The sequence below is a fragment of the Delftia tsuruhatensis NBRC 16741 genome (assembly GCF_001571325.1).
GTDB classification, from domain to species: domain Bacteria; phylum Pseudomonadota; class Gammaproteobacteria; order Burkholderiales; family Burkholderiaceae_C; genus Comamonas; species Comamonas tsuruhatensis.
In genome coordinates this window covers 1-25378 of sequence record NZ_BCTO01000018.1, presented here as the reverse complement: position 1 = coordinate 25378, position 25378 = coordinate 1, and the positions used below count along the sequence as shown (strand labels likewise).

Sequence of the window (25378 nt, the reverse complement as noted above, 5' to 3'; positions counted from 1 at the left end):
CTCCCGGCCGGAGGGCGCGCATGATGCGGCGCCTTCCCTGGCCGGCCCCGGCCCTTCTTGCCTGGGCAGGCGCCTGGCTTGTGTACGCCGCGCTGCAATCGACCCTAGGGCCGCTGGCCGCCTGGCTGGCGGCCTGTTTTTTGGGCGTGCTCGCCAGCCTGCTGGCCACGCCCTGGTGGCGGCGCCTGGCCGTGGCGGCGGGCTTTCCGCTGTCCTGCCTGATGCTGTGGGGGCCGGGCGGCCTGGCCGCCATCAGCCCCTGGCTGTGGCTGGCGGCGCTGGGCCTGCTCGCCCTGGTCTACCCGCTCAACGCCTGGCGCGATGCGCCGCTGTTTCCCACGCCCGCCGATGCGCTGCAAGGCCTGGCCGATGCCGCGCCGCTGCCGGACGGCGCGGCCGTGCTCGATGCCGGCTGCGGCCTGGGTGACGGCCTGCGCGCGCTGCGCGGGCAGTACCCGCAGGCGCGGCTCAACGGCATGGAGTGGAGCTGGCCGCTGCGCTGGCTGTGCGCGCTGCGCTGCCCCTGGGCCCGCGTGCGCCGCGCCGATATCTGGCTGGCCGACTGGAGCGGCTACCAGATGGTCTACCTGTTCCAGCGCCCTGAAAGCATGGGCCGTGCAGCCGTCAAGGCCGCCACGGAGCTGCCTGAGGGCGCCTGGCTGGTCAGCCTGGACTTTGCGCTGCCCGGCGTGGAGCCCTCCTGGCAGCGCCAGGGACCGGGCCGGCACAGCCTCTGGGTCTACCGCATGCCGCTGGGCGGTGCCGGCGAGGCCGTGGTGCATGTGCCCGAGCCCGAGGAGACGCCCTACGAAAAGGCCCTGCGGGAGCTGCAGGAACGCCGGTGAGGGGCCGTGCCGCCTACTTCTTCGCGCTGGCCTTGCTCACGTAGAGCGACAGCGCGGCGATATCGGCCTCGCTGAGCGTGGCCTTGAACGAGGGCATGGCGCCTATGCCGTCTCGCAGTGCGCGCGCCACGCGCGCGGCGTCGGGCTTGAGCTCGTCGAGCACGGGGCCGATGGCGCCCTCGGCACCCGCGTCCTTGAGCGTGTGGCACAGCGCGCAGGCGGGCGTGGCCGTGGCGAACAGCTTCTTGCCCAGGGTCATCTGGGCCGCTTCATCGGCAAAGGCGGGGGCGCACAGCAGGGCGCTGCCGAGCAAAGTGCTGCCCAGCAGGGCGGTGTGGATCAGGTGTTTCATCGTGAACATGGCAATGGGGGTACGGGCCCGCCACGGTCTGGCGCCGTGTGCGGGAGGTGACGGGAGTGAAGAGAAGGGGGGGCGGGATGAGCGCGCGGGCCGTGTTCAGGCCACGGTGACGGTCACGGCGTGGTCGGCCCAGCTGGTGTTGTTGTAGCCACTCTGGTTTTCGCCGCGCGTCTCGGGCTGGACCCGGCCGCGCGCGTCGGTGGCGCGGCTGGCCAGCACATGCGTGCCCTTGGGCAGGCGCGCCTGCAGCACGAACTGGCGCCAGGCGTACTTGCCCAGGTCGGGGCCAACCAGGCGCGCGGCCTGCCAGCTCTTGCCGCCGTCCGTGGACACCTCCACGCCCTTGACGGCGTCCATGCCGCCAAAGGCCACGCCGTGGATCTGCACCAGGCCGGCGGCCTGCCCGCCGTCCTCGGGCAGGGGCGAGTTGATCCAGGACTTGACGCTCATCTCCTGCACCGAGGGCTGGCTCGGGTCACCCTTGCTGCCGGGCGGCGAGATGCGGTAGCCGTGGGACATGATGTGGGCCTCGCTCTCGCGCGGCGTGAAGGCCAGCTGCTTGATGTACTTGATGTTGTTCACGCCGGTGTAGCCGGGCACGATCAGGCGCAGCGGCCCGCCATGGGCCAGCGGGATGGGCTCGCCGTTCATCTCCCAGGCCAGCAGCGCGTCTTCCATGGCCGACAGCGGCACCGAGCGCTCGACGATGACGCTCTTGGGGTCCAGCCCCGCAGGCAGCACCTCGCCGCCCGTGCCGGTCATGTAGAGACCGCCGTCTGACACACCGCCCAGGGCCTTGACCACCTCGCGCACGGGCACGCCGCTCCAGACCACGCAGCCGGCCGCACCCACGGTCCAGGCCGTGCCGCTGGGCTTGCTGGGAAAGAAGGCCCGGCCATTGCCAGAGCACTGCAGCACCATGGCCACGGTCTCCAGTCCCAGGGACTTGAGCTCGCGCACGCTGAGGCTGCGGGGCTGGCGCACGCCCTCCACCTGCAGCTGCCAGGCATCGCGGTCGGCCACGATGGATTCGGGCGGCGTGGGCAGGTTGTTGCGCACATAGAGCTGGTCGCTGGGCGTGATCACGCTGGTGCCGAAGGCGCCGCGCCGCGTCTCTATGGTGGTGGAGCTGTGGACGATGAGGGCATCGGCCTTCTTCCAGCCCGCGTAGCCGGGCAGGGGCTTGGCCGCCGGGGCTGTCGGTGCCGCCGCAGCTGCGGATGCTTGGGCCAACGCGCCCTGGTGCAGGCCGGCCAGGCCTGCGGCGGCCAGTGCGCTGGCGCTGCCGGCCAGCAGGCTGCGGCGCGCGGGGGAGGTGGGCGATGTCGGCAAGTGGTTCATGGGTGTCTCCTCGTGGTGGTTGTCAGGGGGCGTGTCGTGGCGTCTCATGGGGCATCTCATGGGGCAGGGGTGCCCAGGGCCTTGCTGGCCACGGCCAGGGCCTGTTTCTTCTGGGCTACCAGCACCAGCGGCCGGCCTTCGCGCGAGCGAACGACCTGCCAGTGCATGTTGGCCCACCAGCCCTGGCCATCGGCCAGGCGCTGGGGCTGGTCGAAGGCCAGCACGGTGACGATGCCGCCCTTCTCGAAGAAGGTGGTCAGGTGGTAGGCGCGCGTGCCGTCGATATCGCAGGGCCGCATCAGCTGGGTGTAGCCGGGCAGCTTCTCGCCGGCCGGCAGGTCCAGGCGGCGCGCCACCTCGGCCTCGGCCATGAAGCTGCCGCGCAGCGTGCGCTCGTAGTACTCATGCTCGATGGCGGCGCGCACCAGCTCGGGCGGGCGCATGGCGAACACGGCGGTGGCGGCCGAGCTGCCCACCAGCAGCGCGGCGATTAGCCGGCGCACGCCGCTGCGCGCATGCCAGGGCGTGTGGCGCAGCAGATGGGCGGGCGGCTCGCCGTGCGGCCCGGGGTCGAAGGCCAGGGCCAGTTCGGCGCGTGCGCGCAGGTCGAAGGCCGATTCGTCGGTCGTGTCCGGGGCAGTCATTTCAAGCCTTGGTATCGGGTGGCGCGCAGCGGGGTGGGGCGCAGCGGGATCACGCTGGCAGTCTCTGGGGCAGGCGCCGGGGCGGCCTGCTCCAGCGCCGCCTTCAGCGCATCGCGGGCGCGTGACAGGCGCGACAGCACCGTGCCCGGCGCAATGTCCAGGGCCTCGGCCATCTGGGCCGTGGGCATGTCGTCGAAGTAGTAGAGCACCAGCACCTCGCGGTGGATGGGAGCGATGCGCGACAGCGCCTTGACCACGTCGAGCCGGTCATCCAGCGCCGAAGGCGAGGGGGAGGGGGCGGGATGCTGGTCCAGCGCCTCGTCATCGCTGACCAGATGGGCCGATGGCGCAAGGTGCCGGAAGGCATGGCGGCGCATGATCTGGAACAGCCAGGCCCGCGCCATCGCGGCCTCGCGCAGCTGGTGGCGAAAGCGCCAGGCGCTGGTGAAGCAGTCCTGCACCACGTCCTCGGCCAGCGCGCGCGAGCCGGTCAGCGCCCAGGCGCTGCGCAGCAGGAATCGGTAGTGCTCGCGCACCCACTGGTTGTAGCGCGACTCGGCGGTGGAGATCATGCGGCATAAGAGCACGCAGGGCGCCGCCCTATTCCATGGGCTGGCCTTAGGCAAACCCTATATCGGATCAGCTATCGCGAAGAGGCGATGGCTCCCTGTCATCCCCTGATCGGCCGCGATACAGCGCCTGATCCGACCCTGTGGGCAGCGGAGCCGGCCTGCTGCCCGAAGAACCGTGCCGGAGGCATGCCCACCGTGCGGTGCACCATGGCGCTGAAGGCGCTGGGGCTGTATCCCAGCTCGGCCGCGATCTGCTGTATGGGAAGGCCGCGCGCGGCCAGGCTCAGGCCGTGGGCCAGCACCACTTGCTGGCGCCAGGTGGTGAAGCTGCAGCCCAGCTGCTGCTGGAACAGCCGGGCCACGGTGCGCGGGCTGGCGCCGGTGTCTGCCGCCCAGTCGGCCAGGCTCTCGTGCTGGGTGGGGTCGGCCACGACGGCCTCGCAGAGCATGCGCAGCCGCTTGTCCTGGGGCATGTTCACGCCAAGGTGGACTTCGCTGGCCCGGCGAAGCTCTTCCAGCAGCAGGGCGCTCAGATGGTGCTCGCGCTGCAGGGTGGCGGCGTCCGGGGCGGGCTGGTCATCGCTTTGCTTGGGCAGGGCCGTGATCAGCTCGCGCATCAGCGGCGAAACCTCCAGCACGCGGCAGCGTGCCCAGTCCTGCGGGTTGCAGGCCACGCCGCAGGGCGGGAGGTCCGGCAGTACGGGGCCCTGGGCCGGATCGTCCTGCAGCACGTAGATGGAGACGAGATCGGCTTCCTCGACCATGGCCACGGCGTGGACCAGGCCGGGCGGAATCCACACGGCCTTGGAGGGTGGGGCGATCAGCGTGCCCTGGGGGGCCGACAGGTGCAGCACGCCGTCCAGCGAGATGGCGATCTGTGCCCAGCTGTGGCTGTGCGGTATGACGCGCGTGCGTGCCGACAGGCGATGCTGCTTGGCGCGCACGGGGCGCTGGGGCGTGGGCACGAACAGGTGCGGATGCAGGGCCTCCACCGGCTCCATCGGCCGGGCCCTGCGCACCGACCGCAGTGCGGCTGCGGGGCAGGTGCTGGGCAGGGTGTCGGCAAGAGTGTCGGCAGGGGTGCCGGGCGTGGAGACAGGCTTTGGCATGTTTGCGATAGAAGTTGGCAGACTATCGCATACAAGACGAAACGCTGCTGCCTAAGATGCGGCCCATGACCGCCTCTTCCTCTTCCATGCCGGACGCCGTGGCGCCGGACCCGCTGCGCAGCGATGTGCGCACCATCGGCCTGATCGGCCTGGCGCATGGTTCCTCGCATTTCTTCCACCTGCTGCTGCCGCCGCTGTTTCCGTGGCTGATCGCCGAGTTCGGCTACAGCTATGCCGAGCTCAGCGTGATGGTGTCGCTGTTCTTCGTGGTCTCCGGCGTGGGACAGGCCATGGCCGGCTTTGCCGTGGACCGCTTCGGCGCGCGCCCCATTCTGTTTGCGGCGCTGGGCAGCTTCACCGTGGCGGGCGTGGTCGCCAGCCTGGCGCAGGGCTATGGAATGCTGCTGCTGGCGGCCTTCTTCGCGGGCCTGGGCAATGCGCCCTTCCACCCGGTGGACTTCACCATCCTCAACAAGCGCGTGTCGGCCAAGCGCATCGGCCATGCGTTCTCGGTGCACGGCCTGTCGGGCAATATCGGCTGGGCGCTGGCGCCGCTGTTCATGGCGGGCATCACCACGGCCACGGGCTCATGGCGCCTGGCCTGCCTGTGCGGCGCGGCCCTGGCCGCCGTCATCCTCACCATCATGGTGCTCAACCGCGAAGCGCTGGACGACCGTGCGGCCGATGCCCAGGCCCCCGCGGCGCGCGCCGCTGCGGCCGCCGTGCCGCAGGAGCATCCCATGGCCTTCCTGAAGCTGCCCTCGGTCTGGCTGTGCTTCTCGTTCTTCTTCTGGAGCACCTGCGCGCTCAGCGCCATCCAGAGCTTTGCCAGCCCCGCCATGCAGTCCATGTACGGACTGCCGCTGAGCGTGACGGCGCTGATCGTCACGGGCTACATGCTCTGCGGGGCGGCAGGCATGCTGGCCGGTGGCTTCCTCGTGGGCCGCGTGCAGCGGCTGGAGAAGGTGATCTCCATCTGCATGCTGGGCTCGGGTGTTGCGCTGTTCCTGGTCGGCACGGGCTGGCTGCCGGCCATGGCGGCCGTGGCCGTGGCCTCCATCGCGGGCCTGGGCACGGGCCTGGCCGGTCCCTCGCGCGACATGCTGATCAAGCGCGCCGCCCCGCCCGGCGCCACGGGCCGCGTCTACGGCACGGTGTATTCGGGCCTGGACCTGGGCTTTTGCCTGGCCGCGCCGGTGTTCGGCTACATGCTGGACCACGGCATGAGCCACGGCGTGTTCTACGGATCGGCCATTGCCCTGGTGCTGAGCGTGGTGTCGGCCGTGGTCGTGGGCGATGGCGTGAGCCGGAAAAGCGGCATGGCGCTGAGCGCGGGCTGATACCGGGTCGCACTCCCCACAAGGCCCCGCAGGCCACAGCTTGCGGGGCCTTTGCTTTGGGCAGTGAGATGGACAAAACAGGCACGGCAATTGCGTGCGCCCTGCGCGGCGCCTGCTATCGTGCAGGCACAACTTTTTCAACACAGGAGACCTGTCCATGCGTTCCGCCTTCGCACCGCTTTCCCTCATGTTCCGCAGCGCCCCGCTGGCGCTGGCCCTTGCCATGGCCGGCCTGTCCGGCAGTGCCCTGGCTGCGCCCAAGGCCGATATCCAGGCGCTGGCGCAAAAGCACCAGCAGCCCTTGCTGGACACGCTGCGCGACCTGGTGCACATCGAGTCGGGCAGCAAGGACATGGAGGGCGTGGAGCAGATCGCCAACTACGTGGCCGGCAAGCTGCGCGAGCAGGGCGGCAAGGTCGAGATCCTGCAGCCCACCGACGTCTACCGGCTGGGTGACACGCCCGAGAAGATCGGCCCCATGGTGCATGCCGAGTTCAAGGGCAAGGGCACCAGCCGCATCATGCTGATCGCCCACATGGACACGGTCTACCTGCGCGGCATGCTCAAGGACCAGCCGTTTCGCATCGACGGCGAGCGCGCCTACGGCCTGGGCATTGCCGACGACAAGCAGGGCGTGGCCCTGATCCTGCACACCGTGGCCATGCTGCGCCAGCTGGGCTTCGACAACTACGGCACGCTGACCGTGCTGATGAACAGCGACGAGGAAATCAGCTCGCCCGGCGCGCGCAGCACCATCACGCGCATGGGCGCCGAGCAGGATGCGGTCTTCTCGTTCGAAGGCGGCGGCACCGACGGCGGCGTGCGCCTGGCCACCAGCGGCATCGGCGCGGCCTACCTCAAGGTCGAGGGCAAGGCCTCGCACGCGGGCGCCAAGCCCGAGGACGGCGTGAACGCGCTGTACGAGCTGTCGCACCAGCTGCTGCAGATGAAGGACCTGTCCAAGCCCGAGACCGGCCTCAAGCTCAACTGGACCGTGGCCAAGGCCGGCACCAACCGCAACGTCATTCCCGCCGAGGCCACGGCCCAGGCCGACGCCCGCGCGCTGCGCGTGGCCGACTTCACGGCGCTGGAGCAGGCCATGCAGGCCAAGGTGGGCCACAAGCTGCTGGACGCCAGCAAGGTGCAGCTCAAGTTCGAGGTGCGCCGCCCGCCGCTGGAGGCCAACGAGGCCTCGCGCAGCCTGGCCAAACAGGCGCAGACCATCTACAGCGATGAGCTGGGCCTGAAGATGAGCGTGATGGAAAAGGCCACGGGCGGCGGCACCGACGCGGCGTTTGCGGCGCTCAAGGCCAAGGGTGCCGTCATCGAGGGCTTTGGCCTGAGCGGCTACGGCGCGCACTCCAATGATGCGGAGTATGTGCAACTGAACACCATCGTGCCCCGCCTGTACCTGGCCACGCGCATGATCATGGATCTGTCGAAGTAGCCCCCACGCTCCCCATGCTTCGCATGGTCCGCTGCCCCTGGCCGGGCGCCCCCCGAGGGGGCCGCGGTTCGCCTTGGGGCGGCCCGGCAGCGAAACCTGGCGCACGCTGCGGATGGCGGGGTCAAAAAGCAAAAAAGGGCATGCCTTGCGGCATGCCCTGAAGGCGCATCGTGGGGCGCTCTGTGTTCTTTACTGCGAAGAGATGTTCTTGTCTTTCGCGATCTTGCTCCAGCGCGTGAAGTCGGCGTTCAGCCGCGCCTTCATGGCCGCGCCGTCCTGGTAGGTGGCGATGGCGCCTGCGGCCAGCATCTTCTTTTGCAGCTCGGGCTCGGCCAGGATGAGCTTGAGCTCCTGGTTCAGGCGCTGGACCACGGCGGGCGGCGTGTTCAGCGGGGCGATCAGGCCGCCCCAGGTGTCGGCGTCGAAGCCGGGGAAGCCCTGCTCGGCCACCGACTTCACATTGGGCAGCAGCTGCTTGGCCTTTTGCGAGCTGACGGCAATGGCGCGCAGCTTGCCGGCCTGGATGTGGGGCAGGGCCGCGACCACGTCGGCGAACATCACGGCGATCTGGCCGCCGATCAGGTCGGTCACGGCCGGCGCGCTGCCGCGGTACGGCACGTGCTGCATGTCGAAGCCGCCCAGGTCCTTGAGCTGCTCCATGGACAGGTGGCCGAAGCTGCCCGTGCCCGAGCTGGTGTAGTTCAGCGCCGGCTTGGCCTTCCTGGCGTGCTCGATCAGCTGCTGCAGGTTGGTCACGTCCGGCAGCTCGCGCGGGTTGATGACGATGGCCATGGGCAGGTCATAGACCGTGGCCACGGGCAGGAAGTCCTTGCGCACGTCGTACAGGTTGTTGTTGAACAGCATGGGCGCCAGCAGCGCGGGCATGCCGAACATGGACAGCGAATAGCCGTCGGGCTGCGACTTGATGAAGGCCGCCGTGCCCACCGAGCCCGAGGCGCCGGGGCGGTTGTCGATGACGATGGTCTGGCCCAGGCGCTCGGTCAGGCGCTGCGCGACGATGCGCGCGGCCGTGTCGGTGGGGCCGCCGGGCGGGAAGGCCACGGTCAGCTTGATCAGCTTGTCGGGCCACTGGCTCTGGGCCCGTGCGGCGGGGGCCAGCGTGGCGATGGCGGTGGCGCAGGCGGCGGAAAGGATCTGGCGGCGCGAGGCCTGGAAGGGGGTGGAAGTCATATGTCTCCTCAAGCGGGAAGGGGTGGAAGTGAGAGCCGTGGAGCGGTCTGGGTGGGAACGTCTGCGCGCTCTCAGATGATGTTTTTGGCGCGCAGCGCGGCGCGGGCCTGTTCGTCCAGGCCCAGGCGCTGCTGCAGCACCTCGTCGGTGTGTTCGCCCTGGTGCGGCGGCGGGCGGCGCACGGGCAGGCGCTGGCCGTCCAGCGCATAGGGCGGGGCCAGCACGGACTGGCTGCCGGCCTCGCTGTCCTCGAAGCGGTGCAGCAGGCCGGCGTCGGCCGTGCGCTGCGAGTTCAGGGCCTCGAACAGGCCCAGCACCTCGCCGCAGGGAATCTGCGCGGCCGCCAGGCATTCGAGCAACTGGGCGCGCGTGAAGCGCAGCAGCTCGGCCTGCACCAGCGGCATCAGCAGATCGCGGTTTGCCGAGCGTGCGGTATTGGTGGCAAAGCGCTCGTCGGCGGCCCACTCGGGCTTGGCGATGACGTCGGTGCAAAAGCGCTGGAACTGGCCGTTGTTGCCCACGGTGATGACCAGAGGGCCGTCGGCCGCCTCGAACACGCCGTAGGGCACGATGGACGGATGGGCGTTGCCGAACTTGGGCGGGTCGCCGGCCTTGAGCAAGGCCTCCATGCCGTAGTAGCTGGTGATCATCAGGCCGCAGTCGTACAGGGCCATCTGCACATGGCGGCCGCGCCCGCTGCGCTCGCGCTCGTAGAGCGCGGCCAGGATGGCCTGGGCCGAGTACATGCCCGTGAACATGTCCACGGCGGCCACGCCGAACTTCAGCGGGCCCTGGCCCTGCTCGCCGTTCATGGCCATGATGCCGGACTCGCCCTGCACCACCAGGTCGTAGCCGGGCCGCGTGGCCTCGGGGCCGCTGCGCGAGTAGCCCGAGATGGAGCAGTACACCAGGCGCGGGTTCAGCTGCGACAGCTGCTCGTAGCCCAGGCCCAGCTTCTCGGCGCCGCCGACCTTGAAGTTCTGTATGACCACATCGCTGTCGGCCGCCAGCTCGCGTGCGATGCGCAGGCCCTCTTCGGCCTGCAGGTCCAGCGTGACCGAGCGCTTGTTGCGGTTGGCGCTGTTGAAGTAGGAGGTGTTGCGCTGGCCCACGCGCACGCCCCAGTCGCGCGTGTCGTCGCCGCGGCCCGGGTGCTCGACCTTGACGACATCGGCGCCCAGGTCGGCCAGCGCCATGGCACACATGGGGCCGGCCAGCACGCGCGAAAGATCCAGGACGCGCACGCCGTCCAGCGGCAGGGAAGAGGGGAGAGCACTCATGCGAAACCTTGTCGAACCACGAAAACCGCAACGGGCCGGTGATGCCCGGGCAGGCCCGCATTCTTCATTCGTTTATGGACTTTGACAATCGTGCTAAAAAATGGACATTGTGTGTACTGAGGTTTGACAATGGATCTGGGCGGACTGTCCCTGCTGGTGGACATCATCGAAGCCGGCAACCTGAGCCGCGCCGCCGTGCGCCTGGGCATGAGCCGCGCCAACGTCAGCCACCGGCTCAACCAGTTCGAGCGCCAGATCGGCCAGCAGCTGCTGCGCCGCACCACGCGCCAGGTCGAGCCCACCGAGCTGGGCCTGCGCCTGTACGCGCATGGCCGCGCGATACGCCAGGAGGTCATGGCGGCGGCCGAGTCGGTGGACAGCCTGGGCCAGAGCCTGCAGGGCACCGTGCGGCTGAGCGTGCCCAGCGGCTACGGCCAGCTGCAGATGTCGGGCTGGCTGACGGAGTTCATGCGCATGCACCCGGGCATCACGCTGGAGGTGATCTTCGACAACGACATCGAGGACCTGATGCAGGGCGCGGTGGACTTCGCCGTGCGCGTGATGACCGAGCCGCCCGAAAGCCTGGTGGCCTGCAAGCTCGGCGACGTGCTCTACGAGGCCTGCGCCACGCCGCAGTTCCTGGCGCAGCATGGCCACCCCGACTCGCTGCTGGCGCTCAAGCGCGTGCCGCTGATCACCTCGGCGCTCACGGGCCAGAAGCTGCGCACGGCCGGCATGAACGGCGCCCGGCCCACCGAGCTGCGCATACGCCCGCGCCTGATGTCGCCCAACTTCCATTTCCTGCGCGATGCCGTGCTGCAGGGCCTGGGCGTGGCCGTGGTGCCGCGCTACATGGTGGCGGCCGAACTGGCCAGCGGCGCGCTTGAGCGCCTGCCGCTGCCGCCGGGCAGCCTGGACTTTCTGGCCACGCGCCAATACCTGCTGTACATGCCGTCCCGCTACCAGACGCGGGCCATCACCACGCTGATCGACTTCCTGCGCGAGAAAGCCGAGGCGGAGGGACTCAGAGGCTGAAGATCTTGCCGGGGTTCAGGATGTTCTTCGGGTCCAGCGCCTGCTTGATGGAGCGCATCATCTGCACCGCGCCGTCGCCGGCTTCCTCGCGCAGGAAATCCATCTTGTGGATGCCCACGCCGTGCTCGCCCGTGCAGGTGCCGCCCAGCGCAATGGAGCGCGACACCAGCTGGTGGTTGAGCTGCTCGGCGCGCGAGCGCTCGTCCTCGTTGTCCGGGTCGATCAGGTAGCCGAAGTGGAAGTTGCCGTCGCCCACGTGGCCGACGAGGAAGTAGGGAATGCCGCTGTCGTCGGCCTCGCGCACCGAGTCCAGCAGCGCATCGGCCAGGCGGCTGATGGGCACGCAGGCGTCGGTGGTGATGCAGCGGCAGCCGGGGCGGCTGGAGACAGCTGCGAAATAGGCGTTGTGGCGGGCCGTGAACAATCGCGTGCGGTCCTCGGGACGCTCGGCCCATTCGAAGGCGTTGCCACCGAACTCGCCCGCGATGTCCTGCACCATCTCGGCCTGCTCCTTCACGCCCGTGGGCGAGCCGTGGAACTCCATCAGCAGCATGGGCTCCTCGCGCAGCGTGAGCTTGCTGTAGGCATTGACCATGCGCACCGAGTTCACGTCCACCAGCTCCACGCGGGCAATCGGCACGCCCATCTGGATGGTCTGGATCACCGTGCGCACGGCGGCCTCGATGCTGGGGAAGGAGCAGATGGCCGCGCTCACGGCCTCGGGCAGCGGGTACAGGCGCACCGTGATCTCGGTGACCACGCCCAGCGTGCCCTCGCTGCCCACGATCAGGCGCGTGAGGTCGTAGCCCGCGCTGCTTTTCTTGGCGCGCGTGCCGGTGCGCATCAGCTCGCCGCTGGCCGTGACCAGTTCCAGCGCCAGCACGTTCTCGCGCATGGTGCCGTAGCGCACGGCATTGGTGCCGCTGGCGCGCGTGGCGGTCATGCCGCCGATGGAGGCATCGGCGCCGGGATCGATGGGAAAGAAGAAGCCCGTGTCCTTGATGGCATCGTTGAGCTGCTTGCGCGTGATGCCGGGCTGCACGGTGACCGTCAGGTCCTCGGTGTTGACCGAGAGAATGCGGTTCATGCGGCTCAGGTCCAGGCTGATGCCGCCCTCGACGGCCAGCAGATGGCCTTCGAGCGAGGAGCCCGCGCCGTAGGGGATGACCGGCACGGCATGCTGGTCGGCCAGCTTCAGCGCGTCCTGCACGTCCTGCGTGCTTTCGGCAAAGACCACGGCCGCAGGCGGGGGCGCCTGGATGGCGCCCTCGTCGCGGCCGTGCTGTTCGCGCACCGCCAAGGCCGTGGAGCACTGGGCGCCGAAACGCTGGGCCAGGGCTTGGAGGAAGGCTTCGGGGATGGGGCGCTGAGCGAAGTCAGGCTGCAGGCGGACGGGGGCGACAGGGGCGTTCATCGGTGTTCTCCAGGGGGAACCGGAAAGAATACCACCGGCCCTGTCGCCCAACCGTGTAGGTCAGCCGCCAGGCATACGGGTGTCAGCGCGGCTGGACAGCCTTGCTGAATTCATCGCGCGACAGCGATCCGTTCTTGTCGGCATCGATCTGGGCGAAATTGCTGCTCACGGCGGGCAGGGCCTCGGCCTCCTTCTTGCTCAGCTTGCCGTCCCGGTTGGTGTCGGCGCGGTCGAATGCGGCCTGCACCTCGTTGGCGCCGCCCGCTGGTGCTACGGGTGCTGGCGCAGATTGCACGCCTGCTGCCGAGCCGCCGCCAAACGTCGGCTGCGGTGCCGTGGACGGAGCCTGCGCCATGGCAGCGACGCTGCCCAGCGAAATGGCCGCGAACAACATCACGCTGCGGATTTCAAAACCGGAGACTTTGCGCAGTTGAGAGGTCATGTGTCGAACTCCTTGTCGAACGTGGAACATGACTGCATTCCACCTGTTGCAGCGCAGCAGGGCCAGCACTTTTGCCGGCTGTTGCCTGCTACAACATTTGCGTGCCGCCTGTAACGCACAATTGGGTGTTGGGCCGTTACGGGTCCGGCTTTCCACCCCCGCACCGCCAAGGAGAACGCCCATGGGCAACCGTTTGACACAGATCGCCACGCGCACCGGAGACGACGGCAGCACGGGCCTGGGCGACAACACGCGCGTCTCCAAGAACAGCGGCCGCCCGCACGCCATGGGCGATGTGGACGAGCTCAATTCCCACATCGGCCTGCTGCTGTGCGAGGCCCTGCCCGGCGACGTGCGCGAGCTGCTGGTCGATGTGCAGCACCAGCTGTTCAACCTCGGCGGCGAGCTGTCCATTCCCGGCTATGAACTGCTCAAGGACGAGGCCCTGCTGCAGCTCGATGAAGCGCTGGCCCACTACAACGCGCAGCTGCCCCGGCTGCAGGAATTCATCCTGCCGGCCGGCAGCCGCGCAGCGGCCCAGGCCCATGTCTGCCGCACCGTGGCGCGCCGTGCCGAGCGCATGGTGGTGGCGCTGGAGCAGGGCGAGGCCATGCGGCCCGCGCCGCGCCAATACCTGAACCGCCTGTCCGACCTGCTGTTCGTGCTGGCACGCGTGCTCAACCGCATGGATGGCGGCGACGACGTGTACTGGAAAAGCGAGCGGCTGGCGCGCGCGCAGTCCGCTCAAGAGTGACCGTGCTGAGGACGGCCCATGCGCCTGCGCCACATCGAGGTCTTCAATGCCGTCATGCAGACCGGCAGCGTCAGCGCTGCCGCACGGCTGATCAACATCACCCAGCCGGCCGTCAGCCGCACCCTGCAGCATGCGGAGCTGCAGCTGGGCTTTGCGCTGTTCCAGCGCGCACGCGGGCGGCTCACGCCCACCAATGAGGCGCTGGCGCTGTTCCCCCACATCGAGAAGCTGTTCGAGCAGCTCGACGAGGTCCAGCGCCTGGCCGACAACCTGCGCCATGGCCGGGCAGCGGACCGGCTCACCGTGCTCACCGTCTTCGCGCTCAGCCGCGAGGTGCTGCCGCGCGCCGTGGCCGGCTTTCGGCGCCGCCACCCGCAGGTGCAGGTCCATGTGCAGGCGCTGCACACGCCCCAGGTGGTCTCGGCCCTGCTGCTGCAGGAGGCCGACGTGGGCTTCGTCATCAGCTCCGTGGGCCAGCCCGCGCTGGAGCATGAGCTGCTGGCCGAGGTGGACATGTTCTGCGTGCTGCCCAAGGGCCTGCTGCCGCCCTCGCGCGTGCGCGAAGAGGGGATGGAGCTCAAGGACCTGGCCGAGCTGCCCGTGGTCGCGCTTGATGCGCGCGACCCGCTGGGCATGCGCCTGGGCCAGGCCTGCCGCGAGCACGGCGTGGGCCTGTCGCCCGTGGTCACCGTGCAGACCTACCACGCGGCCCTGTCCATGGCCGAGTACGGCCTGGGCGCCGCCATCATGGACGGCTGCACCGCCCTGGCCGCCGACCGCCGCAAGGTCCATGTCGTCCCCCTGCTGCCGCGCATCACGGTGGGTGTGAATGCCCTGAGCCTGCCCCAGCGGCCAGGGTCGGTGCTGGCACGGGCAATGACCGAGGAAATGCGCAAGGCCTTGCGCGAGTTGCTGGCTGGCTGAGGCCTGCGGGTTTCAGGCCTGCTCCATCTGCCCCACCAGCCTCTGCGCCGATCCGAACGCCAGCGTCAGCCCCAGCGCGCCGTGCCCTGTCTGCAGCCACAGGTTGCGCGGACCGCCGCGCTGGCGGCCGGTGAGGGGCAGGCCGGTGGGTGTGGCGGGGCGCATGCCGGTCCAGGGGTGGAGGTTGCCGTCCAGCGGCAGGTCGGCGAAGACCTCCTGCGTGGAGCGGCGCAGGCTGGCGATGCGGCGCGGGTCGGTGCGCGTGTCCCGGCCCACGATCTCCACCATGCCGGCCACGCGCAGGCGTTCGCCGATGCGTGCGAAGACGACCTTGCGTGCGGTGTCGGTGACGCTGACCCGGGGCGCGGCGTGCGGCAGCTGCGCGGCGGCATCGGCGGTGATGCTGTAGCCCTTGAGCGGATAGACGGGAATGCGCAGGCCCAGCTGGCGTGCGTGGACCGCGCTTTCCCAGCCGCTGGCCAGCACGTAGTGGTCGGCGCGCAGCGGCAGCGGGCCTGCGGCGGTGCGCAGGCCGGTGATGGCGTCGCCTTCGCGCTCGAAGCCCTGCAGCTCCACGCCGTAGCGCAGTTCGGCGCCGCGTGCGGTGAGCCGGGCGGCCAGTTGCTCGCACAGCAGGCGGCAGTCGGCTGCGGCTTCGCTGGGCGTGTGTACGGCGCCTGCAATGTGCTGCGCGTAGCGGGCGAGCGCGGGTTCGATGCGCGCCACTTCGGCGGCGTTGACGATGCGCTGCGGCGCACCGCCCAGGCCCGCTTGCAGTGCCACCTGCTGCGCGGCGGCATCCAGCGCCTGCTGGGTGGGGTAGAGCACCAGCTTGCCCGGCGTGTGCAGGTCGCAGGCCAGTGCCTCGTCGGCCTGGAGCGACTCGAAGGCCTGGCGGCTTTCGGCGGCCAGGGCGAGCAGGGCGCGCGTTCCTTCGGCCGAGGCATGGGCATTGCAGGCGCCCAGAAAGCGCAGTCCCCAGGCCCATTGCGCGGGGTCGGCGCGCAGGCGGAAGGCCAGCGGCGAATCCTTTTGCAGCAGCAGGCGGGGCAGCATCTTCCAGATGCCGGGGTCGGCCAGCGGCTGCACGTAGGAATAGCTCAGCTGCGCGCCATTGCCGCCGCTGGCGCCCTGGGCGGGGCCCGGTGCGCGGTCCAGCACGGTGATGCGGTGGCCGGCCTGCCGCAGCGCCCAGGCCGTTGCCAGGCCGACGATGCCGGCGCCCACGATGCAGACATGCATTGATCGTTTCTCCATGCAGCCGCACTGTAGGCCGCGCGCGGCAGGCCGGGCCATGGCATTTGGCACACGGGCCATGCACGCAGGTTATGGCCGGGGGCTGCTGCTCAGGGCAGGGCGACAGCCCATAACCGGCGGGCATGGACCGGCCCGATATTGTCATTCCGCAAAGGCCGCCGCCCTTCCTACACTGGCCGCACATCCACCAAAGACGAGGAGACAAGCATGCAACTTCACACCACCGCGCTGTGCGCGGCCCTTGCCCTGGGAGGCCTGGCTGCGGCCCATGCCGACACGCTGGCCAAGGTGCGCGACAGCGGCCGCATCACGCTGGCCTACCGCGAGTCCTCCGTGCCCTTCAGCTACCTGGACAACGGCAAGCCCATCGGCATGACGGTGGAGATGTCCCAGGCCGTGGCCGAGGCCGTGAAGAAGGCGGTGAACCGGCCCGATCTGAAGGTGCAGTGGCAGGCCGTGACCTCGCAGAACCGCATGCCGCTGCTGGCCAACGGCACCATCGACCTGGAATGCGGCTCGACCACCAACAACACGGTGCGCGGCAAGGAGGTGGCCTTTGCCATCAACCATTTCTACACGGGCACGCGGCTGCTGGTGAAGAAGAGTTCGGGCATCAAAAACTACGCCGACCTCAAGGACAAGACCGTGGCCATCACCACGGGAACCACCAACCTGCAGGTGCTGCGCAAGGCCAATGCCGACAAGGCCTGGGGCATGAACATCGTCATGGCCAAGGACCATGCGGACGGCTTCCTGCTGGTGGAGAACGACCGCGCCGCGGCCTTCGGCATGGACGACATCCTGCTCTTCGGCCTGATCCCCACGGCCAAGAATCCCGGCGACTTCGAGGTGGTGGCCGACTCGCTGCAGGTCGAGCCCTATGCCTGCATGCTGCGCAAGGACGACCCCCAGTTCAAGCAGCTGGTCGATGGCGTGATCGGCGACATGATGAAGTCGGGCGCGTTCGCCAGGCTGTATGACAAGTGGTTCATGCAGCCCATTGCCCCGAGGAACGTGGCCCTGGGCCTGCCGATGAGCGAGCAATTGCAGAAAAACCTGCAGGACCTCAGCGACAAACCCGCTTTTTGATTTCGGATCGCAGCATGCAGCAGCAGCTTCAGCCCCCGCGCGCGGTGGGCATTCTCGGGGGCATGGGCCCGGCCGCAGGCGCGGATTTCGTGCGCCTGTTCGTGCAGGCCTGCACGGCGCACCTGCAGCAGCAGGGCCTGCCCGTGCATGACCAGGCCTATCCCGAGCACTGGCTGGTGCAACTGCCCATGCCCGACCGCAGCGCGGCGCTGCGCGCGGACCCGCAGTCGCCCACGGGGCCGGCCCAGCACCTGCTGCAGGGCGTGGGCCGCATGGCGGCGCTGGGCGTGCGCAGCGTGGCCCTGGCCTGCAACACGGCCCATGCCTGGCATGGGCAGCTGCAGGCGCTGTTTCCGCAGCTGCATGTACTGCACATCGCGCGCCAGGCCGCCCTGCACCTGCAAGCCGGCGGCGCGCAACAGGCCATCGTGCTGGCCACGCAGGGCACCTATGACAGCGGCCTGTACGACGCGGCACTGGCCGAGTGCGGCATTACCGCGCTGCGGCCCGATGCCGATGGTCGCGCGCGGCTCATGCAGGGCATCTACGACGGCGTCAAGCAGGGCGACATGGACCTGGCCGCGCGCTGCTTCGGCGAGGTGCTGGCGCCGCTGCTGCAGCGCCATGGCGATGTGCCCGTGATCATGGGCTGCACCGAGATCCCGCTGGCCCTGCCGCAGTCGCCGCTGGCGCGCGGCGCCGAGCTGGTGGACCCTGCCTGGATACTGGCCCAGGCCCTGGCCGGCGATGCCTATGGACAGGTCCGAGCTCCAGCGCATTAGTTTTTAAGGTGTTGCGCGCCATTCAATAACTGCCTAGGAACCTGGCGCGGCTCCACTCAGGGACACCGAGGAAGGGCCTACGCCGGCCGCGCCGCCCCGCACCGAGGGTGTCGCCGGGTGCCCGTATGCCCCCCTTCGGGGGAAGGCGCGAAGCGACTCAGGGGGGGTCAATAAGTCTCGAGGTGCAGCCGGCCTTCGCGCTTGAGGCGTGTACCGATCTGCTCCCAGTCCAGTCCCGATTGCTGCGCCACGTCGCGCAGTGCCAGCACCACGCCTTCCTCCATGCTCTTGAGCCCGCAGACGTAGAAGTGCGCGTTGTCGTCGCGCAGCAGGGCCGCCAGGTCGGCCGCACGTTCGCGCAGCAGGTCCTGCACGTAGCGCCGGGGCTGGCCGGCCACGCGCGAGAAGGCCAGGTTGTTGTCGATGAAGTCGCGCGGCAGGCTTTGCAGCGGGCCGAAGTAGGGCAGCTCCTGCGGCGTGCGTGCGCCGAAGAACAGCATGAGCTTGCCGCCCTCGAACCTGCCGCTCTTGCGCAGCCGCCTGCGCCATTCGGTCATGGCGCGCATGGGGGCGCTGCCCGTGCCCGTGCAGATCATCACGATGTGCGAGCGGGGATGGTTGGGCATCAGGAACGACTGGCCGAACGGGCCTATGACCTGGACCCTGTCGCCGATGCGTGCGTCGCACAGGTAGTTGCTGGCCACGCCGCGCACGGGGCGGCCCTGGTGGTCCTGGGTGACGCGTTTCACGGTCAGCGCCAGGTTGTTGTAGCCGGGCCGCTCGCCATTGCGCGCACTGGCCACCGAGTACTGGCGCGCCACATGCGGGCGGCCCTGGGCATCGGTGCCGGGCGCGATGACGGCGATGGACTGGCCTTCGAGCACGGGGAACGGCTGGCTGCCGAAGTCCAGCACGATGTGGTGGGTCTCGCTGTCGAAGCCCGCCTCCGTGCAGTTGAGGTTGCCGACCACGGTGGCCGTGACGGGGCTCCTGGGGCCATGCAGGTTGGTGTACGGATGGGCGGCCGACCAGGGCGGCACGGTGGCGCCGTAGCTGGCGCTGCGCAACACCTGGGTATCGGCCTGGTCGTCGGGCCGGGACGCATCCGCACCGCGCGTGGCGGCCGCTGCGATCACGGCCTGGGCCTGGCTCAGGTCCTCGGCGGCGGGCGCGTCCACTGTGGCCTGTGCCTGAACCAGTGCCTGGACCAGCGCCTCAGGCGGCAGCTCCTCGGGCAGCTCGTCCCAGAGCAGCTGCTCGGCCACGGGATAGGCGCTCGCCAGCGGCACCTTGCGCCAGTTGTCGATGGCGCCCGTGGGGCAGGGCGAGACGCAGTCCATGCAGCCGTTGCACTGCTCGGCCAGTACCACGTAGTTGCGGTCATCGTGCGTGATGGCGCCCACGGGGCAGGTGGCCTCGCAGGTGTTGCAGCGTATGCAGATCTCCGGGTCGATCAGGTGCTGGGTGAGGATGCCGTGTTCTACCAAGGCGACTGTCATGGGCGACTCCCTGCTGGCGCGGCGCTTCAGTTGAAGCGCACGTATTCGAAATCCACGGGCTGGCGGTTGATGCCCATGACCGGCGGCGCGATCCAGCCCGCGAACTGGCCCGGCTCCACGCAGCGGCCCATGAGCGAGGCGACGAAGGCGCGGTCGGCGTCCGTGGGCAGCCATTCAGCCTCGCGCATGCGCCATTCCTGCTCGCTGACCACGCGGCCGTCGGGGCTCATGCGCACGCCCGCCAGCGCGCCGATCTGGCGGTTGAAGGCCTTGTGCGGCACGGTGAGGCGGAAATCGATGCCGGCCTTTTCCATGACCTTGTTCCAGCGGCCCACGCCCGCGTTGGAGTCCTTGATGTAGTCGTCGCGCAGCACCTCGTTGAGCGCGTTGAGCATGGGCACTTCCTTTTCCTGCAGCCTGCCGTCCACGACCTCCAGCACCTTGTAGTGCTGGTCGTGCAGGCGGTGGTCGTCCGCGCGCTTGCCTTCCTCGTAGCGGCCCTTGAGGCCGCTGCTGTAGAAGGTGGCGGCATTGCTGGACTGGTCGGCGCCGAACAGGTCGATGGTCACGCTGTAGTGGAAGTTCAGGTAGCGCTGCAGCGTGGGCAGGTCGATCACGCCGGCCGCGCGCAGGCGGCCCACGTCGTCGGTGCGCAGCTCGTTCATGACCTGGCAGGTGCGCTGCAGCACGCGCGAGACGCCGGACTCGCCCACGAACATGTGGTGGGCCTCCTCGGTCAGCATGAACTTGGTGGTGCGCGCCAGCGGGTCGAAGGCGCTCTCGGCCAGCGCGGCCAGCTGGAACTTGCCGTCGCGGTCGGTGAAGTAGGTGAACATGAAGAAGGACAGCCAGTCGGGCGTCTTCTCGTTGAAGGCGCCCAGGATGCGCGGGTTGTTCTCGTCGCCCGACTGGCGCTCCAGCAGGGCCTCGGCCTCCTCGCGGCCGTCGCGGCCGAAATGCTTGTGCAGCAGGTAGACCATGGCCCACAGGTGGCGGCCTTCCTCCACGTTGACCTGGAACAGGTTGCGCAGGTCGTACATGGACGGCGCGGTCAGGCCCAGGTGGCGCTGCTGCTCCACCGAGGCGGGCTCGGTATCGCCCTGGGTGACGATGATGCGGCGCAGGTTGGCGCGGTGCTCGCCGGGCACGTCCTGCCAGGCCTTCTCGCCCGCGTGGTCGCCGAAGTGCACCTTGCGGTCGGCCTCGGCCGGGTTCAGGAAGATGCCCCAGCGGTAGTCGCGCATCTTCACGTGGCCGAACTGGGCCCAGCCCTGCGGGTCCACGCTGATGGCGGTGCGCAGGTAGACGTCGTAGTCGGTGGAGCCTTCGGGGCCCACGTCGCCCCACCAGTTCAGGAAGTTGGGCTGCCAGCTCTCCAGCGCGCGCTGCAGGGTGCGGTCTTCGCCGAGGTTGACGTTGTTGGGGATCTTCTCGCTGTAGTTGATGGCGCTCATGGTGGGGTCTCCGTGGATGTTTCGGGGCGTGCCTGCGGTCAGACGCGGTTGAAGTCGAAGCCGGCCTTCTGGCCCGTGCCGTAGAGCTTGAGAGCGCCCTTGTCGCCCACGGCATTGGGGCGGTTGAAGATCCAGTTCTGCCAGGCCGACAGGCGCCCGAAGATGCGCGTGACCATGTTCTCGCGGCTGGCAAAGCGCAGGTTGGCCTCCAGGCCCGTGAGCGCATCGGGCGACATGGCGGCGCGCTCTTCCATGGCGATGCGGATCTCGTCGTCCCAGTCGATGTCGTCGGGCGCGGCCGTGACCAGGCCCAGGGCCAGGGCCTGGTCGCCGTCCAGCGCGCGGCCCGTGGCGGCGCGCGCGGCCTCCAGCGGCGCGGCCTCCTCGTAGAAGCGGCGCTGCAGGCGCGACTGGTCGTTGACCAGGGGCAGCAGGCCGAAATTGAATTCGTCCAGCTGGATGCGCGGGGCGCGCTCGGTGTCATCGGGCAGCACCAGCATGTAGGCGCGATCGGCCGCGAAGGCCAGCTCGGCCAGCATGCCCACGAAGCAGGAGCCGGGCTCGATCAGCGCGAACAGCGTGCGCGAGGACACATCGAGCCGCGCAAAGCTGCGGCGCAGCAGGCCCAGCGTCTCGCGCGCCAGCCAGTGGTCCTGGTGGGCCAGCAGGGCGGCGTCTGCGGCCAGCACGGCGGCGGCATCGCCTTCGGTCTTGAGCAGCCAGGTGCCCACGTCCAGCTCGTTGGTGCGCAGGTGCAGGATGGCGTCGTCCAGCTCGCGGCCCATGGCCAGCGGCCACCAGGCGTCGCCGGCCTGCTCGATGGCTTCGAGGGTGGCGGGCTGCGGGCCTTGCCCAAGCGTGGGCGCCTTCACGGTCAGCGTGGCGCTGCGGCGCGCGCGGTCGATCTGCACGCTGACATGGCGGTAGTGCAGCGCGTCGTCCGTGGCCTCGCGCTCCAGGCGCGTGAGCGTGATGCCCTGCGCATTGGCGGGGCGCGTGCTGCCCTCGGCCAGGCGCTGCGCGCGCTGGGCCACCACGGCCTCGAACTGCGCGGGCTTGGCCACGGCATCCACCAGGCGCCAGTCCACGGCGCGCTGGCCGCGCACGCCTTCCACGCTGGTGCAGAAGATGTCGGCCAGGTCATGGCGCACATGGCGCTTGTCGGTCACGCGCGTGAGGCCGCCCGTGCCGGGCAGCACGCCCAGCAGCGGCACCTCGGGCAGGGAGACGGAGGAGGAGCGGTCGTCGATCAGCACGATGTCGTCGCAGGCCAGGGCCAGCTCGTAGCCGCCGCCCGCGCAGGCGCCGTTGACGGCGGCCAGGAACTTCAGGCCCGAGTGGCGCGAACTGTCCTCGATGCCGTTGCGCGTCTCGTTCGTGAACTTGCAGAAGTTCACCTTCCAGGCATGGCTGGACACGCCCAGCATGAAGATGTTGGCGCCCGAGCAGAAGATGCGGTCGCGCCCGCTGGTGACGATGACGGTGCGCACCTGCGGATGCTCGAAACGGATGCGGTTGAGCGCATCGTGCAGCTCGATGTCCACGCCCAGGTCATAGCTGTTGAGCTTGAGCTTGTAGCCGGGCCGTATGCCGCCGTCCTCGGCAATGTTCAGCTGCATGCGGGCGATGGCGCCCTCGACGGTGAACGACCAGTGGCGGTACTGGGCGGGCTCGGTGCGGTAATCGACAGTGGGGCTGGACGGGTGCATGGACGGCCTCTTGGATGAAAAATAGTGCAGTCGCAGATACGGTGTAGGCACAATTATGCAGATTCATCCCAAAAATGCACGCAGCAACACGCACGATAGTGCGTGTTTTGGCCATATCCAGGGTAAACACCAGCCAGTACAGGCGAAAAAAATCCAGGCCTGGGGCCTGGATGCCGTGGGTTGCTGCCGCCGTCTCAGCGTGCGGGCAGGAACAGTGCCTTCAACTGATCGAAGCTCTGCTCCAGCGTCTGGCCGCTGGTATCCACCACATGGTCGGCCTTGGCGTAGAAGCCGGCGCGGCCTTCGAGGATGCTGCGCAGATCGTCCATGGCCTCGGGATTGGCGGCCATGGGGCGGGTGTCGCCCTGGGCCACGACGCGGGCCATGTGCTCCTCGGGCTGGGCCTTGAGCCAGACCGTGGTGCAGTGCGACAGCAGCTCGTTGAAGGTGGCTGGGTCGGAGACGATGCCGCCCGGCGTGGCGATGACCACGTCGCTGTAGATCTGCACGGCCTCCTCCAGCGCGCGGCGCTCGTAGCGGCGGTAGGCGTTGGCACCGTACAGGTCGTGGATGGCGCGCACGCTGCAGCCCGCAATGCGCTCGATTTCCTGGTTGAGTTCGAGGAAGGGCACGCCCAGCTGCTCGGCCAGCATGCGGCCCAGCGTGGACTTGCCCGCGCCGCGCAGGCCGATCAGGGCGATGCGCGTGTGGCGCTGGCGGTCGCTGGGCGCCGTGCCCAGCAGCTCGCCTGCGGCCAGGCGCACGCGGCGCAGGTCCTCTTCATCGCGGCCTTCCAGCAGTTCGCGGATCAGCAGCCATTCGGCGCTGGTGGTGGTCACGTCGCCCAGCAGCTCGGCCATGGAGCATTGCAGGGCCTGTGCAATATGGTGCAGGACCAGCACCGACACATTGCCCGTGCCGTATTCGAGGTTGGCCAGGTGGCGCTCCGAGACATCGGCCGCCGCCGCCAGGGCGCGCCGCGTCATGCCCCGGCGCGAGCGCAGGCTGCGCACACGCTCGCCCAGCGCCTGCAGCACCTGGTTCCTGGGGGCTTCTGAGAGGGAATCCGCCGCCCCGGCGGACTGGGCTGCCGTCTCGAACTGGTCCATAGAGTTTCCTTGAAGAGGGCGTGAATGATAAACAGTCGGGGTTAACACCAGCCATGCAATATAGTGCTTGACGCTCGGTGGCGTTCTAACTATCTTTCCGGTGCACGCACAATATTGCATGTTGCGCGGAAGATCACAAGTCGGGCCGGATGCCCGATGTCGAAGGAGACCCCGATGATCGACTTCACCCAGCCCTTCAATTTCGCCGCGCACCTGTTCGCGCTCAATGAGGGGCGGCCCGGCAAGATCGCCTACATCGACGACCACGGCACGCTGAGCTACGGCCAGCTGCAGCAGCAGGCGCAGCGCATGGCCAGCGGCCTGCTGGCGGCGGGCATCCACCGCGAGGAGCGCGTGCTGCTGCTCATGCACGACCGCCATGAATGGGCCGTGGCCTTTCTGGGCGCGCTGTATGCGGGCGTGGTGCCGGTGGCGGTGAACACCTTGCTCACGGCCGACGACTACGCCTACATGCTGGGCCACAGCCGCGCCCAGGCCGTGCTGACCTGCGATGCGCTGCTGCCCCTGCTGCGCCAGGCGCTGGACCGGGCGCCCAACGAGGTGCGCCATGTCTGGGTGGCCGGCGACGAAGCGGCGGCGCGCGCCGCAGGCTTTGCGCCCCTGCAGCCCTGGCTGGCGGCGCAGCCGCCGCTGCCCGCACCGGCGCCCACGCTGGGCGATGACCCGGGCTTCTGGCTGTATTCCTCGGGCTCCACGGGCAAGCCCAAGGGCGCGGTCCACACGCATGCCAATCCGTACTGGACGGCCGAACTCTATGGCGGCCCGGTGCTGGGCCTGGGCGAGGGCGACATCTGCTTTTCCGCCGCCAAGCTCTACTTCGCCTACGGCCTGGGCAATGCCCTGAGCTTTCCGCTGAGCGTGGGCGCCACCGTGCTGCTGATGGCCGAGCGGCCCACGCCCGAGGCCACCTTCGCGCGCTGGGTGCAGCACCGGCCTACGGTGTTCTTCGGCGCGCCCACGGGCTTTGCGGGCATGCTGGCCTCGCCGCTGCTGCCCGCGCGCGAGCAGGTCAGCCTGCGCATGTGCTCCTCGGCTGGCGAGGCGCTGCCGGCCGAGATCGCCCAGCGCTTCAAGGCGCATTTCGGCGCCGACATCGTGGACGGCATCGGCTCCACCGAGATGCTGCACATCTTCCTGTCCAACCGGCCTGGCGACATCCGCTACGGCACCACGGGCAAGCCGGTGGACGGCTACCGCGTGGAGCTGCGCGGCGAGGACGGCCGCCCCGTGGCCGATGGCGAGGTGGGCGACCTGTTCATCCAGGGGCCCAGCGCCGCCCTCATGTACTGGGGCAACCGCGACAAGACGCGCGAGACCTTCCAGGGCGGCTGGCTCAAGAGCGGCGACAAGTACGTGCGCGACGCCGATGGCTACTACACCTATGCCGGGCGCAGCGACGACATGCTCAAGGTCAGCGGCATCTATGTCTCGCCCTTCGAGGTCGAGGCCACGCTGATGCAGCACCCGGCCGTGCTGGAGGCCGCCGTGATCGGCAAGACCGACGCCGACGGCCTGCTCAAGACGAAGTCCTTCGTCGTGCTCAAGGACGGCTGCAGCGCCACCGAGGCAGAGCTCAAGGCCTTCGTGAAGCAGCGCCTGGCCGCCTACAAGTACCCGCGCTTCATCGAGTTCGTGGACGAACTTCCCAAGACCGCCACCGGAAAGATCCAGCGTTTCAGGCTCCGAGAGCGCGAAGCCAGTACACCCCCTGAGCCGCTACGCGGCTTCCCCCTCTCTACTCGCTGAGCGAGGGAGGGGG

23 protein-coding genes are annotated in these 25378 nt (G+C 69.2%); 9 read left to right on the top strand and 14 right to left on the bottom strand.

What is annotated here, in order from left to right; translation table 11 throughout:
* Positions 1-20 precede the first annotated feature (20 nt).
* The gene (locus tag DTS01S_RS07865; RefSeq protein ID WP_016452286.1) at positions 21-845 is read left to right on the top strand and encodes a class I SAM-dependent methyltransferase; all 825 of its coding nucleotides are present in this window, start codon (positions 21-23) and stop codon (positions 843-845) included.
* Between the two features lie 13 nt (positions 846-858).
* Here DTS01S_RS07865 and sorU read toward each other — a convergent pair whose 3' ends face one another.
* From sorU to DTS01S_RS07840, 5 genes are all read right to left on the bottom strand, one after another.
* A complete protein-coding gene (gene sorU / locus DTS01S_RS07860; RefSeq protein WP_061287544.1) occupies positions 859-1206 on the bottom strand; it encodes a SorU family sulfite dehydrogenase c-type cytochrome subunit in 348 nt (115 codons plus the stop codon).
* A 96-nt stretch (positions 1207-1302) separates the two neighbouring features.
* Positions 1303-2547: a SorT family sulfite dehydrogenase catalytic subunit gene (sorT, locus tag DTS01S_RS07855; RefSeq protein WP_061287543.1), complete on the bottom strand. Its 1245-nt coding sequence runs from the start codon at positions 2545-2547 to the stop codon at positions 1303-1305.
* Between the two features lie 56 nt (positions 2548-2603).
* Complete coding sequence (locus DTS01S_RS07850) at positions 2604-3191, bottom strand: hypothetical protein (protein WP_061287542.1); 588 nt, start codon at positions 3189-3191, stop codon at positions 2604-2606.
* Complete coding sequence (locus DTS01S_RS07845) at positions 3188-3763, bottom strand: RNA polymerase sigma factor (RefSeq protein WP_016452283.1); 576 nt, start codon at positions 3761-3763, stop codon at positions 3188-3190. Before DTS01S_RS07845 ends, DTS01S_RS07850 begins: the two co-directional genes overlap by 4 nt.
* Positions 3764-3861: 98 nt before the next feature.
* Complete coding sequence (locus DTS01S_RS07840; RefSeq protein WP_074931777.1) at positions 3862-4872, bottom strand: AraC family transcriptional regulator; 1011 nt, start codon at positions 4870-4872, stop codon at positions 3862-3864.
* Positions 4873-4937: 65 nt separating this feature from the next.
* Here DTS01S_RS07840 and DTS01S_RS07835 point away from each other — a divergent pair, with 65 nt between their 5' ends.
* Positions 4938-6212 (top strand): MFS transporter, encoded by a 1275-nt coding sequence (locus DTS01S_RS07835; RefSeq protein ID WP_016452281.1) that lies wholly within the window; start codon positions 4938-4940, stop codon positions 6210-6212.
* 157 nt (positions 6213-6369) lie between these two features.
* Positions 6370-7659 carry a M20/M25/M40 family metallo-hydrolase gene (locus tag DTS01S_RS07830; protein WP_012202000.1) on the top strand — a complete coding sequence of 430 codons (1290 nt, stop codon included), beginning with the start codon at positions 6370-6372 and terminating at the stop codon, positions 7657-7659.
* Between the two features lie 189 nt (positions 7660-7848).
* Here DTS01S_RS07830 and DTS01S_RS07825 read toward each other — a convergent pair whose 3' ends face one another.
* Positions 7849-8850 carry a Bug family tripartite tricarboxylate transporter substrate binding protein gene (locus DTS01S_RS07825; protein ID WP_012202001.1) on the bottom strand — a complete coding sequence of 334 codons (1002 nt, stop codon included), beginning with the start codon at positions 8848-8850 and terminating at the stop codon, positions 7849-7851.
* 71 nt (positions 8851-8921) lie between these two features.
* Positions 8922-10130, bottom strand: coding sequence for a CaiB/BaiF CoA transferase family protein (locus DTS01S_RS07820; protein ID WP_061287540.1), 1209 nt, complete (start codon positions 10128-10130; stop codon positions 8922-8924).
* Between the two features lie 129 nt (positions 10131-10259).
* On the opposite strand from DTS01S_RS07820, the gene DTS01S_RS07815 reads away from it, so the two are divergent.
* Positions 10260-11165 (top strand): LysR family transcriptional regulator, encoded by a 906-nt coding sequence (locus DTS01S_RS07815; protein WP_016452279.1) that lies wholly within the window; start codon positions 10260-10262, stop codon positions 11163-11165.
* Here DTS01S_RS07815 and DTS01S_RS07810 read toward each other — a convergent pair.
* On the bottom strand, positions 11155-12579 hold the full coding sequence (locus tag DTS01S_RS07810; protein ID WP_013799978.1) for an FAD-binding oxidoreductase: 1425 nt from the start codon (positions 12577-12579) through the stop codon (positions 11155-11157). The two genes, DTS01S_RS07815 and DTS01S_RS07810, sit on opposite strands and share 11 nt — an antisense overlap.
* An 82-nt stretch (positions 12580-12661) precedes the next feature.
* Positions 12662-13021, bottom strand: a complete 360-nt coding sequence (locus DTS01S_RS07805) for an EF-hand domain-containing protein (RefSeq protein ID WP_061287539.1) — start codon at positions 13019-13021, stop codon at positions 12662-12664.
* A 181-nt stretch (positions 13022-13202) separates the two neighbouring features.
* On the opposite strand from DTS01S_RS07805, the gene DTS01S_RS07800 reads away from it, so the two are divergent.
* On the top strand, positions 13203-13775 hold the full coding sequence (locus DTS01S_RS07800; protein WP_061287538.1) for a cob(I)yrinic acid a,c-diamide adenosyltransferase: 573 nt from the start codon (positions 13203-13205) through the stop codon (positions 13773-13775).
* An 18-nt stretch (positions 13776-13793) separates the two neighbouring features.
* Positions 13794-14699 (top strand): LysR substrate-binding domain-containing protein, encoded by a 906-nt coding sequence (locus tag DTS01S_RS07795; RefSeq protein ID WP_016452275.1) that lies wholly within the window; start codon positions 13794-13796, stop codon positions 14697-14699.
* A 12-nt stretch (positions 14700-14711) separates the two neighbouring features.
* Here the strand turns inward: DTS01S_RS07795 and DTS01S_RS07790 are convergent, their stop codons facing one another.
* Positions 14712-15941, bottom strand: coding sequence for a D-amino acid dehydrogenase (locus DTS01S_RS07790; protein WP_061287537.1), 1230 nt, complete (start codon positions 15939-15941; stop codon positions 14712-14714).
* Between the two features lie 222 nt (positions 15942-16163).
* Here DTS01S_RS07790 and DTS01S_RS07785 point away from each other — a divergent pair, with 222 nt between their 5' ends.
* Complete coding sequence (locus DTS01S_RS07785) at positions 16164-17045, top strand: amino acid ABC transporter substrate-binding protein (RefSeq protein ID WP_012202010.1); 882 nt, start codon at positions 16164-16166, stop codon at positions 17043-17045.
* Positions 17046-17059: 14 nt separating this feature from the next.
* Positions 17060-17827 carry an aspartate/glutamate racemase family protein gene (locus tag DTS01S_RS07780; protein ID WP_061287550.1) on the top strand — a complete coding sequence of 256 codons (768 nt, stop codon included), beginning with the start codon at positions 17060-17062 and terminating at the stop codon, positions 17825-17827.
* Positions 17828-17994: 167 nt separating this feature from the next.
* Here DTS01S_RS07780 and boxA read toward each other — a convergent pair whose 3' ends face one another.
* From boxA to DTS01S_RS07760, 4 genes are all read right to left on the bottom strand, one after another.
* Complete coding sequence (gene boxA, locus DTS01S_RS07775) at positions 17995-19326, bottom strand: benzoyl-CoA 2,3-epoxidase subunit BoxA (protein WP_061287536.1); 1332 nt, start codon at positions 19324-19326, stop codon at positions 17995-17997.
* Between the two features lie 26 nt (positions 19327-19352).
* Positions 19353-20780 (bottom strand): benzoyl-CoA 2,3-epoxidase subunit BoxB, encoded by a 1428-nt coding sequence (gene boxB / locus DTS01S_RS07770; protein WP_047217550.1) that lies wholly within the window; start codon positions 20778-20780, stop codon positions 19353-19355.
* A gap of 38 nt (positions 20781-20818) precedes the next feature.
* Positions 20819-22489 (bottom strand): 2,3-epoxybenzoyl-CoA dihydrolase, encoded by a 1671-nt coding sequence (boxC, locus tag DTS01S_RS07765; RefSeq protein WP_016452271.1) that lies wholly within the window; start codon positions 22487-22489, stop codon positions 20819-20821.
* Positions 22490-22683: 194 nt separating this feature from the next.
* Positions 22684-23598, bottom strand: coding sequence for a helix-turn-helix transcriptional regulator (locus DTS01S_RS07760; RefSeq protein ID WP_013799986.1), 915 nt, complete (start codon positions 23596-23598; stop codon positions 22684-22686).
* 174 nt (positions 23599-23772) lie between these two features.
* Between DTS01S_RS07760 and DTS01S_RS07755 the strand changes: the two genes are divergently transcribed.
* Entirely contained in the window at positions 23773-25365 is a 1593-nt protein-coding gene (locus tag DTS01S_RS07755) for a benzoate-CoA ligase family protein (RefSeq protein WP_046238978.1), read from the top strand.
* The last annotated feature ends 13 nt before the right edge of the window (positions 25366-25378 follow it).

Coding starts and splice junctions, on each gene's coding strand:
- DTS01S_RS07865 (WP_016452286.1), top strand. CDS start 21: ATGATGCGGCGCCTTCCCTGGCCGGCCCCGGCCCTTCTTGCCTGGGCA.
- sorU (WP_061287544.1), bottom strand. CDS start 1,206: ATGTTCACGATGAAACACCTGATCCACACCGCCCTGCTGGGCAGCACT.
- sorT (WP_061287543.1), bottom strand. CDS start 2,547: ATGAACCACTTGCCGACATCGCCCACCTCCCCCGCGCGCCGCAGCCTG.
- DTS01S_RS07850 (WP_061287542.1), bottom strand. CDS start 3,191: ATGACTGCCCCGGACACGACCGACGAATCGGCCTTCGACCTGCGCGCA.
- DTS01S_RS07845 (WP_016452283.1), bottom strand. CDS start 3,763: ATGATCTCCACCGCCGAGTCGCGCTACAACCAGTGGGTGCGCGAGCAC.
- DTS01S_RS07840 (WP_074931777.1), bottom strand. CDS start 4,872: ATGCCAAAGCCTGTCTCCACGCCCGGCACCCCTGCCGACACTCTTGCC.
- DTS01S_RS07835 (WP_016452281.1), top strand. CDS start 4,938: ATGACCGCCTCTTCCTCTTCCATGCCGGACGCCGTGGCGCCGGACCCG.
- DTS01S_RS07830 (WP_012202000.1), top strand. CDS start 6,370: ATGCGTTCCGCCTTCGCACCGCTTTCCCTCATGTTCCGCAGCGCCCCG.
- DTS01S_RS07825 (WP_012202001.1), bottom strand. CDS start 8,850: ATGACTTCCACCCCCTTCCAGGCCTCGCGCCGCCAGATCCTTTCCGCC.
- DTS01S_RS07820 (WP_061287540.1), bottom strand. CDS start 10,130: ATGAGTGCTCTCCCCTCTTCCCTGCCGCTGGACGGCGTGCGCGTCCTG.
- DTS01S_RS07815 (WP_016452279.1), top strand. CDS start 10,260: ATGGATCTGGGCGGACTGTCCCTGCTGGTGGACATCATCGAAGCCGGC.
- DTS01S_RS07810 (WP_013799978.1), bottom strand. CDS start 12,579: ATGAACGCCCCTGTCGCCCCCGTCCGCCTGCAGCCTGACTTCGCTCAG.
- DTS01S_RS07805 (WP_061287539.1), bottom strand. CDS start 13,021: ATGACCTCTCAACTGCGCAAAGTCTCCGGTTTTGAAATCCGCAGCGTG.
- DTS01S_RS07800 (WP_061287538.1), top strand. CDS start 13,203: ATGGGCAACCGTTTGACACAGATCGCCACGCGCACCGGAGACGACGGC.
- DTS01S_RS07795 (WP_016452275.1), top strand. CDS start 13,794: ATGCGCCTGCGCCACATCGAGGTCTTCAATGCCGTCATGCAGACCGGC.
- DTS01S_RS07790 (WP_061287537.1), bottom strand. CDS start 15,941: ATGCATGTCTGCATCGTGGGCGCCGGCATCGTCGGCCTGGCAACGGCC.
- DTS01S_RS07785 (WP_012202010.1), top strand. CDS start 16,164: ATGCAACTTCACACCACCGCGCTGTGCGCGGCCCTTGCCCTGGGAGGC.
- DTS01S_RS07780 (WP_061287550.1), top strand. CDS start 17,060: ATGCAGCAGCAGCTTCAGCCCCCGCGCGCGGTGGGCATTCTCGGGGGC.
- boxA (WP_061287536.1), bottom strand. CDS start 19,326: ATGACAGTCGCCTTGGTAGAACACGGCATCCTCACCCAGCACCTGATC.
- boxB (WP_047217550.1), bottom strand. CDS start 20,780: ATGAGCGCCATCAACTACAGCGAGAAGATCCCCAACAACGTCAACCTC.
- boxC (WP_016452271.1), bottom strand. CDS start 22,489: ATGCACCCGTCCAGCCCCACTGTCGATTACCGCACCGAGCCCGCCCAG.
- DTS01S_RS07760 (WP_013799986.1), bottom strand. CDS start 23,598: ATGGACCAGTTCGAGACGGCAGCCCAGTCCGCCGGGGCGGCGGATTCC.
- DTS01S_RS07755 (WP_046238978.1), top strand. CDS start 23,773: ATGATCGACTTCACCCAGCCCTTCAATTTCGCCGCGCACCTGTTCGCG.